The 12,127-nt window shown below is 70.5% G+C and carries 10 protein-coding genes; 7 read left to right on the top strand and 3 right to left on the bottom strand.

What is annotated here, in order from left to right:
* The first annotated feature begins 218 nt into the window (after positions 1 to 218).
* The 4 genes from LR393_RS03500 (at position 219) to LR393_RS03485 (ending at position 3,763) form a co-directional block, all read left to right on the top strand.
* Positions 219 to 1,895: an L-lactate permease gene (locus tag LR393_RS03500; RefSeq protein ID WP_345718924.1), complete on the top strand. Its 1,677-nt coding sequence runs from the start codon at positions 219 to 221 to the stop codon at positions 1,893 to 1,895.
* Positions 1,896 to 2,010: 115 nt separating this feature from the next.
* On the top strand, positions 2,011 to 2,769 hold the full coding sequence (locus LR393_RS03495) for a class I SAM-dependent methyltransferase (RefSeq protein ID WP_231481511.1): 759 nt from the start codon (positions 2,011 to 2,013) through the stop codon (positions 2,767 to 2,769).
* Positions 2,766 to 3,290, top strand: a complete 525-nt coding sequence (locus LR393_RS03490) for a tryptophan-rich sensory protein (protein ID WP_231481510.1) — start codon at positions 2,766 to 2,768, stop codon at positions 3,288 to 3,290. The genes LR393_RS03495 and LR393_RS03490 overlap by 4 nt, the downstream gene beginning before the upstream one ends.
* A 44-nt stretch (positions 3,291 to 3,334) precedes the next feature.
* Complete coding sequence (locus tag LR393_RS03485; protein ID WP_231481509.1) at positions 3,335 to 3,763, top strand: hypothetical protein; 429 nt, start codon at positions 3,335 to 3,337, stop codon at positions 3,761 to 3,763.
* 55 nt (positions 3,764 to 3,818) lie between these two features.
* On the opposite strand, the gene LR393_RS03480 is transcribed toward LR393_RS03485, so the two are convergent.
* Positions 3,819 to 5,093, bottom strand: coding sequence for an acyltransferase family protein (locus LR393_RS03480; protein WP_231481508.1), 1,275 nt, complete (start codon positions 5,091 to 5,093; stop codon positions 3,819 to 3,821).
* Positions 5,094 to 5,177: 84 nt separating this feature from the next.
* On the opposite strand from LR393_RS03480, the gene LR393_RS03475 reads away from it, so the two are divergent.
* Complete coding sequence (locus tag LR393_RS03475) at positions 5,178 to 6,308, top strand: glycerate kinase (RefSeq protein WP_231481507.1); 1,131 nt, start codon at positions 5,178 to 5,180, stop codon at positions 6,306 to 6,308.
* Positions 6,309 to 6,643: 335 nt separating this feature from the next.
* Here LR393_RS03475 and LR393_RS03470 read toward each other — a convergent pair whose 3' ends face one another.
* Positions 6,644 to 8,104 carry an aldehyde dehydrogenase family protein gene (locus LR393_RS03470; protein ID WP_231481506.1) on the bottom strand — a complete coding sequence of 487 codons (1,461 nt, stop codon included), beginning with the start codon at positions 8,102 to 8,104 and terminating at the stop codon, positions 6,644 to 6,646.
* Between the two features lie 189 nt (positions 8,105 to 8,293).
* On the opposite strand from LR393_RS03470, the gene LR393_RS03465 reads away from it, so the two are divergent.
* On the top strand, positions 8,294 to 10,675 hold the full coding sequence (locus tag LR393_RS03465) for a PAS domain S-box protein (RefSeq protein WP_231481505.1): 2,382 nt from the start codon (positions 8,294 to 8,296) through the stop codon (positions 10,673 to 10,675).
* Positions 10,676 to 10,815: 140 nt separating this feature from the next.
* Entirely contained in the window at positions 10,816 to 11,361 is a 546-nt protein-coding gene (locus LR393_RS03460; protein WP_231481504.1) for a GrpB family protein, read from the top strand.
* Here LR393_RS03460 and LR393_RS03455 read toward each other — a convergent pair.
* Entirely contained in the window at positions 11,312 to 12,103 is a 792-nt protein-coding gene (locus LR393_RS03455; protein ID WP_231481503.1) for an HAD family hydrolase, read from the bottom strand. The genes LR393_RS03460 and LR393_RS03455 overlap by 50 nt on opposite strands.
* Positions 12,104 to 12,127 lie beyond the last annotated feature (24 nt).

Genomic DNA, 12,127 nt, shown 5'->3' with positions numbered 1-12,127 from the left:
GGGCGCGCGGGTGAAGGCGGACGTGCCGATACGGCGGTGACCATGCCATCTTCCTGAACAAGGGGCTGGAGCAACACTCCTGGCCCCGTCCACCGCTGATCCTCCTGGACGGCGCCTACACCAGCACCTAGGGCTGCCGGCACCGGAGCACCGGGCGCACGATGGCGGGAACACTCCCGGACCGTCACATCGTCGTGCGTCGTGGTGGAGGCATGCTCATGTACCGACAGGAACTCGATCCGCTGGCCGGCAGTCTCGCCGCTTCGGCCCTCTGCGCGGCGATCCCGCTCGTGGTCCTCTTCGTCATGCTCGGGGTGTTCCGGGTGCGGGCCTGGCTGGCCGCCCTCACCGGGCTGGCCCTCTCGCTGGTCGTGGCCGTGCTCGTCTGGTCCATGCCCGCCGGTCAGGCCCTCCTGGCGGCGACCGAGGGGGCCGCGTTCGGCCTGTTCCCGGTGATGTGGATCGTGATCAACGCCCTCTGGGTGTACGAGCTGACGCGCCGGTCGGGCCATTTCGACGTCCTCCAGCGCACGTTCACCGGCATCAGCCCGGACGTGCGGATCCAGGGCGTGATCATCGCGTTCTGCTTCGGGGCCCTGCTCGAGGCCCTGGCCGGGTTCGGGGCGCCGGTGGCGATCTGCTCGGTGATGCTGGTGGCGATCGGGCTGAGCCCGCTGAAGGCCGCCACCACGGCCCTGGTCGCGAACACCGCCCCGGTCGCGTACGGCGCGGTGGCCACGCCGGTGATCACACTGGCCCAGGTGTCGGGGCTGCCCCTGCGGGACGTCAGCGCCATGACCGGGCGGCAGGTGCCGTTCCTCGCGCTGATCGTGCCGTTCCTGCTGCTCTACCTGCTCGACGGGCGGCGCGGCCTGCGGGATGTCTGGCCGGTGGCCGCGGTCTGCGGGGTGTCGTTCGCGCTCGCCCAGTTCGCCGTGTCCAACTACGGGCCGGTCGAACTCAGTGACATCGCCGCGGCCCTGGTCTCGGCGGGAACCGTGCTGGTGTTCCTGCGGGGGTGGTCACCGGACCCGATGGTGGACGTCCAGGAGCCTTCCGGCTCCGTCGCGCCTCCCGGTCCTGCCGAAGGAGGGGAAGGTGAGGAGAAGGCGGCGGTCTCGCCGTCGTCCTCAGTTGAGACTCTCCAGAACCCGGAGCGCCACGACCGATGGCTGGCCTTCGCGCCCTACCTGATCGTGATCGCCCTGTTCAGCATCGTCGCGATCCCGGCGGTGAAGGAGACCCTGTTGCGGCCCTCGGTGCGGTTCGGCTGGCCCGGGCTCGACGTGGTGAAGGCCGACGGCAGTGAACTGGCGCTCACCACCTTCAAGTTCGAGTGGCTGGTCACCGGTGGCACGGTGCTGCTGCTGACCGGGGTGCTGACCGGTCTGCTGCTGCGCCTGTCCCTGGCCGAATGGGCCCGGGCCTACGGCGCAGTACTGGCGCAGCTGCGCACGGCGATCCTGACCGTGGTGGCGGTGCTGGGCATCGCCTACGTGATGAACACGTCGGGCATGACCACCACGCTGGGGGTGTGGCTGGCCGGTGCCGGCTCTTTCTTCGCGCTGCTGTCGCCGCTGCTGGGCTGGTTCGGCACGGCCGTGACCGGCTCGGACACCTCGTCGAACTCGCTGTTCGGGGCCCTGCAGGTGAGCGCGGCGGCCGAGACCGGGCTCGATCCCCTGCTGCTGGCCGCCTCGAACGGGTCGGGCGGCGTGCTGGGGAAGATGGTCAGCCCGCAGAACCTGGCCATCGGCGCGGCCGCCGTCGGGCTGGCCGGGCGGGAGGGCGAGCTGTTCCGGGCGGTGCTGAAGGCGACAGTGATCCTGTTGCCGGTGATGTGTCTGCTCGTCGTGCTGCAGGCCTCACCGGTGCTGTCGTGGATGGTGCCCTGAAGACCTCTGACACGGGGGTAGATTGTCGCGAATGGGACAGGGGTTGCGAGCGGATCACCGGCCGGGCCGACGGGACGTGCGGACTGTGGAAGACGCACTACGGTTGCTGGACAGCATGTTTCCTACCTCCGCAGACCGCTGGAGTGACGACGCGGGCGGGACCTGGTGGGACGGTTTCTACGCCGGGCGAGACCGGTCCGTGCCGTTCTTCACGAACAAGCCCGACGAGAACCTGGTGGCCCATCTGGAGGCCGGCCGGATCCGGCCGGGCCGGGCGCTGGACCTCGGCGCCGGACCGGGACGCAACGCGCTGTTCCTGGCCTCGCGGGGCTTCTCCGTCGACGCGATCGATCTGTCCGACGAGGCTACGACCTGGGCCCGGGAACGCGCGCAGGAACAGGGTCTGACGGTGAACTTCGTCGTCGGCGACGCCTTCCAGGAGGCGGGGCGTGAGCTGACCGGGGCGTACGACCTGATCTACGACTCCGGCTGCCTGCACCACCTTCCGCCGCACCGCCGGGTCAGCTACCGGGCACTGCTCGAGCGGCTGCTGGCGCCGGGCGGCCACTTCGGCGTCTCCTGTTTCGCCGCCGGGCGGATGGGCTCGGACGATCCGGATGCCGACCTGTACCGGACACAGTCGCTGGCCGGTGGTCTCGCCTTCTCCCCCGGCGACCTGCGCTGGCTGTTCCAGGACCTGACCGAGGTCGAGATCCGGCCGATGCTGGCCCAGCCCGGCGAATCGCCCTGGTTCGGCCTGGACTTCCTGGTCACTGCCTTGTTCGAGCGACCCTCCCAGGTGCGCTCCGACGTGCCCTCCGACGTGCCCTCCGACGTGCGCGGGGAGCAGCCGTCGCCGAAGCTGGATCGGTGAGCGCCCGAACCAGACTGTCCACGGCCCTGCGGGCGTCCGTGCGACCCGTCGCCCTCGCCGGCGGGCTGATGCTCGCCGGCACCGCGGCGGGCCGTCCGGATGACCCGGCCTACTACCGGTCCCTGCGTCAGGCCTCCTACGCCCCGCCGCCCGCGGCGTTCGGTCCGGCCTGGGCGATCGCCAAGCTGGGCTGGTCGGTGGCCACCCTGCGGGCGGCGCGGACGGTGCCGGGCCCGGACCGGGGCCGGCTGCTCGCGCTGGCTGCGGTCGATGCCGCCGTGTACGTGAGCTTCTCCTACGCCTACTTCCGGCGCCGCAGTCCTGTGCTCGCCGCCGCCTGGACCGCTACCGACGCGGTCGTCACCGCGGCGGCCCTGCCCCTGCTGGCCCGGCACGACAGGGTGGCCGCGGCAGCACTGCTGCCCCAGGCGGCCTGGCTCGGCCTGGCCACCCCGGTCGCCGTCCACCAGGCCCGGGCCAACCCCGACCCGATCTTCGGGAAGCGGTTCGTCAGTCTCTGATCGAGTCTTTCGTTCCGGGCGCTGGGTCAAGCTTCGCGGTGCGGGTGGTTAAGCGTCTCCCAAGCCACTTCACCGGCGCCGTCGAGGCGTCCATGCTCGTGGTCGTGCGCCCCCGACGACATGTAGCCCCGGTCCTGGCCGCCCTCGGTACCGCCGTGCTGCTCACGGCCTGCAGCGGTGGTGGTTCTGACAGCAACCCGGCCCCGACCGGCAGCGACGGCAGCAGCACCGGCAGTACGGATGGTGCCGACAGTGCTGACAGCGCCGAGGCGGCCAAGGGCCAGGCCTGCGAGGAGTACCGCGACCTCACGACCCAGGTCGACGCCGCGAACGCGCAGGCGCAGGACCTGACGGTCAGCACCGAGGAGGACGGCAAGAAGGTGACCGAGCTGCTGACCAAGGTCAGTGATCTGACCGAGAAGGCCGACGCCGCCTACGCCCTCTGTTACGCCGAGGGCAGCGAGCCCCAGTGACCGAGCCCCGGTGACCGAGCCCCGGTAACGAGCCCCGGTAACGAGCCCCGACAGCTCAGCGGGCGTGACGACCCGGCTGCCGGGAGGCCGTCACGATGGCGATCGGCACGGTGTCGGACGTGGCCGTGACCGGCGGCAGCACCTGGCGTACCGGTGGGGCGGCCTGCGCGTGGGGCTGCGAGGGGGGCTGCGCGGGGGGCTGCGCCGAATCCGTGCGACGCACGGGCACGACCGTACGACCGGGGGTCGTCGTCCGCGCCGGCTCGTCGTCCGCCAGCGCGGAGGCCGCCGGGAGCGTGGTCACCCGCTGGAACCTCGACTTCAGCCGCAGGATCGGCTTCTCGAACAGATACCACGAGGCGGCGGCGGCGATGACCGCCGCAACGGCCGCGATTCCGCGTTCCTTGCCGGTCAGGGCGCGGCCGTGCGGTTCCAGGCTGATGAACACCCAGTTCCAGAGGTAGAGCCCGTACGAGAGGGTGCCGAACCAGCGCAGCACCGGGTTGGCGAGCACCTTGAGCGTGGCCGCGCCGAGCACCAGCAGGGCACTGACCAGTACCACCGGGAACATCAGCAGGGTGGCCTCGCGCCAGTCGGCCTCCGGCAGCCGGGTCAGGAACAGCGGCACCAGGCAGACCACGACCAGACCGCCGGCGGCGGCCGGGGTGGGCACGCGCAGCTTGGCCTGCGAGCGCACGGACGTGGCCAGGAGGCAGCCGGTGAACAGGAAGATCGCGTTGCTGTCGGGCGAGTAGTAGGTCCAGTCGTAGCTCAGCAGGGCGATCGACACGACGTGCCAGATCAGCGCCACGATCCAGATGTTGCGCACGATCGCGGTGATCCGGCGGCGGTCCCCGCGCGCGTGACCGATGATCAGGCTGAGCAGCAGCGGCCAGACGAAGTAGAACTGCTCCTCGACCGACAGGCTCCACGCGTGGGCGAGCACCGACACGTGGCCGGTCGCGCTCTCGAAGTCCTGGATGTAGAACACGGTGCCGAGCAGGCCGGGCAGGACGTCGTGCAGGCGCGGGTCGTGGGCCAGCCAGAGCACCAGGGGTGTCAGCACCACCAGCAGCGCGAGAGCGGGGAAGAGCCGCAGACCGCGCCGGATGTAGAAGTCCGTCATGTTGACCCGGCCGTACCGGTCCCGCTCGGCCAGCAGCAGGCTGGTGATGAGGAAGCCGGACAGCACGAAGAAGATCGCCACGCCCGCGGGCCCGAGCAACTCGGCGTGGTAGCTGCTGACGTGAGAGACCACCACCATCAGCACCGCGAGGCCGCGCAGGCCGTCGAGTGCTGGGATCCGGTGATGTGCACTTGTCGATGTCACGAACGTTGACTATGAGCCCTGCGAACGCTGAGTGTTAGCGATTTCGCCGACAATTAACCCAAATGGATGACGGAGGTGCGCTCGGTGAGCAATTTCCCGGACGAGCGGTGTGTGCTCGTCGCGACGGACAAGTTCAAGGGCACGCTGGACGCGGCCACGGCCAACGCGGCGATCGCGCGCGGGCTGCGGGCTGCGGCCCCGGGGATCGAGGTACGGACGCGGAGGGTCGCCGACGGGGGCGACGGAACTCTCGCAGTGTTGCTGGAGAACGGGTTCGAGGCGGTGGACGTCGAGGTCGCCGGGCCGACGCTGGTACCCCGGCGGTCGGTCATCGGGCGGCGAGGTGACGAGGCGTTCGTCGAGCTGGCCGAGATCTGCGGCCTGGTACAGCTTCCGGAGGGACGGCTCGACGGGCTGCACGCCTCCAGCTGGGGTCTCGGCCTGGCGATCCGGGCCGCGCTCGACCTGGGCGCGCGGCGCATCCACGTCGCGATCGGCGGCAGCGCCTCGACCGACGGCGGGCTCGGTCTGCTGGCGGCCCTGGGGGCGGTGGCCACCGATCGGGACGGCCAACTGGTGACGCCCGACGCCTCCGGTCTGCTGGTGGTGGACAACCTGGACCGGTCCGGTCTGGACCACCGCCTGGGTGGGGTCGCCATCGTCGCCGTGACCGACGTCCGCAATCCCCTCACCGGAAGCCAGGGCGCCGCTCACGTCTACGGACCGCAGAAGGGGCTCGACGCGTCCACCATCGTGCTGGTCGACGCCGCTCTGGAGCGCTGGGCCAGGCTGTTGCGGCCCGGTTTCTCCCCGGACGTTCCCGGTACCGGAGCGGCGGGCGGTGTGGGGGCGGGGATTCTCGGGGGTCTGGGCGGGCGGCTCACCCCGGGCGCCCCGTACGTGCTGGACACGATCGGTTTCGACGCGGACCTGGCGGCGGCTCAGCTGGTGGTGACCGGCGAGGGTTCCTGGGACGAGCAGAGCCTGCAGGGCAAGGCACCGGCCGAGGTGCTGCGACGGGCCCAGGCCGCCGGGGTGCCCGCGGCGATCGTGGCGGGACGGGTGGCGAGCCGGGCGGGGCTGGAGGAACTCGGCGTGCGGTCGATCACGGCCCTGGTCGAGCTGGCCGGTTCTGCCGAGATCGCCATGCGGGACGCCGAGCCGTTGCTGGAGCGGGCCGGGGCCGAGCTGGGCCAGTGGCTCGGAACACGGTGATCATGCGCCTTCCGGGATGTTTCATCCTGCTGCCGGACTGCCAGAATCCGCCGGATGCGTGGGTTGCCGGATCAATGGTCGGATCATGAGTCCGAGGATTTCTGGAGGCGCTGATGGCGCCGGGCCGGGGACAGCTACGACTGCGCCGACACCTGCACGGCGACCTGCGCCTGGGCGAGTGACTGCTTCAGCTTGTTCGAGTGGCCGGGGTGCGGCACTCCGGACTGCGATCTGCCGGACTGCGGTCTCCCGGGCTGCGGTCTGCTGTGGGGTGGCGGCCTGCTCACCCTCATCGCCCTGCGGGTGCCGCCGACGCCCCAGCCGAAATGCTGCCCTCAGAAGGGGTACACCGGAAGATCGCCGCGCAGCGTGACCCACTGGGTCTCGGTGAACGCCTCGATGTTCGCCGCCGGGCCACCCGCGCGGGAACCGTTGCCGGACGCCCCGACCCCACCGAACGGGGCGACGGCCTCGTCGTTCACCGTCTGGTCGTTGATGTGCACGAGCCCGGCCGGTACCCGCTGCGCGAACGCCAGCCCGGCGTACACGTCCTTCGTGAGAATGCCCAGTGACAGACCGTACTCGGACCCGGACGCGAGGGCCACCACCTCGTCCACCGACCCGAAGGCGGTGACCGGAGCGACCGGGCCGAAGATCTCCTGCTGGAAGGCCGGCGCCTGCTGAGGGACCCGGCCGAGCACTGTCGGGCGGTAGAACAGCTCGTCGTACGTGCCCCCCGTCAGCAGCGTCGCCCCGGCCGCGACGCTGGAGGTGACCAGCTCGTGCACCCGGTCGCGCTGCCCGGCGTCGATCAGCGGGCCGAGCGCCACCTGCTCGCGGAAAGGGTCGCCCACCGGCAGTTTCTCCACCCGCGCGGCGAGTGATTCGGCATAGGCGTCGGCGATCGACTCGTGCACGAGGTGACGGCTGGTCGCCATGCAGATCTGGCCGGAGTTCAGGAACGAGCCCCAGGCCCCGACCGCGGCGGCCTTCTCCACGTCCACGTCGGGCATGACGACCAGCGCCGAGTTACCGCCCAGCTCCAGGTGTGCCCGCTTGAGATGCTGCCCGGCGATCGCCCCGACGGCCCGGCCCGCCTTCGTGGACCCGGTGAACGCGATCACCCGGACCTCGGGAGCGACGATCAGGGCCTCACCGACGTCGGCCCCTCCGGGCATCACCTGGAAGACACCTTCGGGCACTCCGGCCCGCGCGAACACCTCGGCGAACAGGGTGCCCCCGACGACGGCGGTCCGCGGGTCGGGTTTCAGTACGACGGCGTTGCCGAGGGCGAGCGCGGGGGCCACGGCGCGGATCGCCAGGATGGTCGGCACGTTGAACGGGGCGATCACCCCGACCACGCCGACGGGGAGCCGGCGCGTGAAACTCAGCCGGGGCGCTGCGGTCCGGAGCAGTTCCCCGTACGGGTGGCTGGGGAGGGCGGACGCCTCGTAGCACTCCTGCGCGCTGGTGTGGACCTGGAAGTCGCCGAACGGCGGGACGGTGCCGGCCTCACGTGCCAGCCAGCCCTTGATCTCGTCCGCGTTCTGCGCGAGTAGGTCCCCGGCCCGGCGCAGCACGGCGGCGCGCTCCTCGAACGATCTTGCGGCCCAGTCTTTTTGCGCCGCGGCTGCTCTTGCGGCGGCCTCGGTCACATCGCCGGGGGTAGCCCGGCCGACCTGCGCGACCTTCTCCCCGGTGGCGGGTTCCACGCAGTCGTAGACGCCTCCGGAACCGTCCGTCCAGCCACCGGTCCAGATCTTGCCGTGCCAGGAGGTGCCGTCCAGCAGTGCCATCAGTCCGCCGTCCCGTTCGCCGTCGTCCGAGCGTTCCAGTCTTCTTGGTCCACTGGATTCACCGAGTCCTCAGGGCTCTTGCGGTCGAGCATAGGGCGGGGGTCCGGGATCGCACGGGCATCACTCGTCCGGCGGTCACGCGGCTTCCGACCGGCTCAAGGGGCCTACCGGATCCGCCGAGGGGAAACAATGGTCGCGGCCCGTCCGGTGTTCGAGAACAGCCCGGTCTTCGACCAGCAGCGCATTCGCGCGGTCGAGGCCACCGGTCTGCTGCACCGCCCTCCCGTCGCCGGCCTGGAACGCCTCACCCGCCTGGCGGCACGCCTGCTCGACGCCCCCGCCATCCTGGTCTCCCTGGTCACGGGCGAGCGCCAGGTGTTCGTCAGTCAGCTCGGCCTGCCCCAGCCGTGGGCGGACGCGGGTGAGACGCCGCTCTCGCACTCGTTCTGCCAGTACGTGGTGGACAACGACGCCCCGCTGGTCGTGACCGACGCGCGGGAGGACGAGGTCCTGGCCGGCAACGGGGCGGTGCACGACATCGGGGTGGTCAGCTACGCGGGCATGCCGATCCGGCTGGACTCGGGCACCTACGGATCGTTGTGCGCGATCGACGGCAAACCCCGCGAGTGGACGCAACAGGAACTGGACATCCTCGAGGACCTCGCCGCGGCGGTGGCCTCGGAGATCGCCCTGGAACAGGCGGCCCGGGAGGCCCGGGAGTCCTCGGCGACGTTCGGGGCCATCCTCACCGCGACCAACGACGCCTACCTGTCGGTGGACGCCGACGGTGTCGTCCTGGAGTGGAACCCGGCCGCGGAAAGACTCTTCGGGTTCGAACGGGAGATCGCCGTAGGAACCCGGCTGGCCGGGCTGATCGTGCCGGCCGGGGCCCAGGACGCTCACGCCGACGCCCTCTTCCCGGGGTACGACGACGGGCAGAGCAGCCCCACCCTGCGGGAACGGGCCGAGCTGCCGGCGATCGACCGGCACGGGCGCACGTTCCCCGTGGAGGTCTCGGCCCAGGTGACCCGCACCGGCGGTCGCCCGGTCTGCCACGCATTCGTCCACGACATCAGCGCCCGCCGGGCGGGCGAGGAGCAGATGCGCCGCCAGGCCGAGCTGATCGACGCCGCCCCGGCCGCGATCGTCGTGCGCGACCAGGACGGCACCATCCGTTCCTGGAACCGCGGCGCCGAGGAGATGTACGGCTGGCCGGCCCAGGCAGTGATCGGCCGGAACATCCACCGGCTGCTGAACACCGCCTTCCCCAAGGGACTTCCGGAGATCGAGACGCAGCTGATGGCGACCGGCCGCTGGCAGGGTGAGCTCCGGCACCGCCGGGCGGACGGCGCCGTCGTGGTCGCGCTCAGCCAGCACGTGGTGCGCTCCACCGCCGACGGCACCGGCCACGAGGTGATCGAGACCAACACCGACATCACCGAGCGCCGGCACGCCGAGGAACGACTCGGGGCGAGCGAACGGCAGTTCCGGGTGCAGTTCCACCAGGCCACGATCGGGCAGACGATCATCGGGCTGGACGGCCGGTTCATCCGGGTGAACGACGCCTTCGCGCGGATGCTCGGTTACGGCGCCGACGAGATGATCGGCATGGTCAACTCGTCGTTCACCCACCCCGACGACCAGCCCCGCGCGGCCCGGCAGCTGGCCGGGCTCTACTCCGGCGACTACGACTCGTACGAGCACACGAAGAGGCTGGTGCACCGCGACGGGCACGCGGTGGACTCGCAGGTCGGGGTACGGCTGGTGCGGCAGGCGGACGGACAGCCCCTGCACCTCATCGGGTTCGTGCAGGACATCAGCGCCCAGCTCGTGATCCAGCGCGAACGGGACGAGGCCCTGGCCACCCTGGCCCGGCGCAATCACCAGCTGGTGGACACGAACTCCGAGCTGGAGGAGGCCAACCAGCTCAAGATCGACCTGATGGGCATGCTCTCGCACGACATCGGGGCGCCGCTGAGCACGATCCTCGGCTACGGGGAGATCCTGGGTGACTCCGACGGGCCGGTGGACGTCCCCGGGACGGCGGCGAAGATCGTCAGGGCGGCGCAGCGCATCGACCAGCTGCGGCTCAACGTCCTGGCCATGTGCAGCCGGGACACCAGCAAACTGCAGGCCCACCGCGAGGTCGTGTCGCTGCGCGGGGCTCTGCAGGAGGTGGTCGAGACCGCCGACCAGAAGGTGCCGGTGTCCTGCCCCGAGCACGTACAGGTACTGGTGAATCCCCAGCACCTGCAGCAGATCATCACCAATTTCCTGACCAACGCCGTAAAGTACGGCGGCGGCGCCACGGCGGTCACCGTCACCACGGAGGCCGGCTTCGCCACCATCGGGGTGCACGACAACGGACCCGGTGTGCCGGCGGACGTGCGGGAGCACCTGTTCAAGCGCTTCACCCGGGCGGCTGACGCGGGAGCGGGCGGCACGACCGGGCACGGCCTGGGGCTGCACATCGTGGCGAGCCTGGCCGAGGCGAACGGTGGGGCCGTCGGGCAGCACGACAACCAGCCCAGCGGCAGCGTGTTCACCCTGCGGCTGGAGATGACCCACTGAAGCTGCGGGGTCCCCGTCAGGGCTAATCAGTACGAGGCACAACAATCCTCTCATCGCAAACCACCCCATAATTCGCAATTCGGCGCCGCGATTCGCACCCTGGCCATCCACCGGGAAAGTCTTCGCGGCATACTGTTCATGTGACGTTTGAGCTCATCGGTGGCCCTGAGAAACGCGACATCGTCCTCGTCGGATACAGCGATTCCTGGCCCTCCATGTTCGAGCACGAGCGTGACAAGATCGCGGCCGCTCTGGGTGGAAAAGCCTCACGCATCGACCATGTCGGCTCCACCTCGATCCCCGGCCTGACCGCCAAGCCGATCATCGACATCGATCTGAGCGTGGTCGACGCCGACGACGAGACCGACTACCTGCCGGCTCTCAAGTCCGCCGGATACCAGCTGCGGGTACGCGAGCCGGATCACCGCATGGTTCGCACCCCCGAGCTCACCGTCCACGTCCACGTCTGCTCGGCCGGCAGTGAGTGGGAACGCCGGCACCTCCTCTTCCGCGACTGGCTCCGTCAGGACCAGTCCGACCGTGACGCCTACGCCAACCTCAAACGACAACTGGCTCTGCGGGACTGGCCGGACGTGAACGCGTACGCCAAGGCCAAGGGCACCCTGATCGCCGCCATCACCGACCGGGCCGAGTCATGGGCGGCGGCCACCGGCTGGGCGGTCTGAGGAGCATCAGGTCCGGTAGCTCGCCCAGCCCCCGGATCACTGGCACACCCGACCCAGTACCTCCACCCCTGCCGGCCCGGTCCAGCCATACTCCGGCCAGCCCCGCGTCGCGTGCGGCGGTTGCGTCCAGGTCGAGCCGGTCCCCGACGCAGAGCACCCGTTCCGCAGGCAGATCCAGTTGCTGACAGGCCTGGACGAAGATGGCCGGATCCGGTTTGGACACACCCACCTCGCCCGACACCAGCACCACGTCGGTCAGGGTGTCCCAGCCGATTGCCGTGAGCTTGCGTCGTTGCTGGTCACCCTGTCCGTTCGTGACGACGCCCAGTTTCAGCCCCCGGGCCACCAACCAGTCGACGATCTCGGCGGCATCGTCGTAGGCACGCCATCCTGCTTCGTAGTCCTGCAGGTAACCGGTGAACCAGGCATCGGTCTGCTCGTCCGTCCAGCTTCCGAGCCCACGGTGCCGGGCCAGGGCGGCGACCCGCACCCGGCGCTGCTCGGTGAAGGTGAGCTCCCCGGCCAGGAACCGGTCGAAGACCGAGCCCTCCAGTTCACGCCAGACCTGCAGTAACTCCGGTAGTGCCGGATCGTCACGGCCCAGCCCACACGCCTGCGCCAGGGCCGTCGTTGCGGCGCTCTCATGATCGAGCAGCGTGCCGTCCAGGTCGAACAGGACTGCCTTGATCGTCGGGGCACCGTCTTCTTGCATCCAGGACTCATCCGTCCAGGACCTCTCCATCCAGAGCTCCTCCGTCCAGGGTTC

This window comes from Kineosporia mesophila, assembly GCF_021129235.1.
Lineage (GTDB): Bacteria > Actinomycetota > Actinomycetes > Actinomycetales > Kineosporiaceae > Kineosporia > Kineosporia mesophila.
Note: the sequence above shows the minus strand (reverse complement) of the source record. Positions and strands in the feature narration are given on the sequence as shown.

Bases quoted from the DNA above. Each gene is read 5' to 3' on its own strand.
- LR393_RS03500 (WP_345718924.1), top strand. From the start codon at position 219: ATGTACCGACAGGAACTCGATCCGCTGGCCGGCAGTCTCGCCGCTTCG.
- LR393_RS03455 (WP_231481503.1), bottom strand. From the start codon at position 12,103: ATGGAGAGGTCCTGGACGGATGAGTCCTGGATGCAAGAAGACGGTGCC.
- LR393_RS03495 (WP_231481511.1), top strand. From the start codon at position 2,011: ATGTTTCCTACCTCCGCAGACCGCTGGAGTGACGACGCGGGCGGGACC.
- LR393_RS03470 (WP_231481506.1), bottom strand. From the start codon at position 8,104: ATGGCACTGCTGGACGGCACCTCCTGGCACGGCAAGATCTGGACCGGT.
- LR393_RS03465 (WP_231481505.1), top strand. From the start codon at position 8,294: ATGGTCGCGGCCCGTCCGGTGTTCGAGAACAGCCCGGTCTTCGACCAG.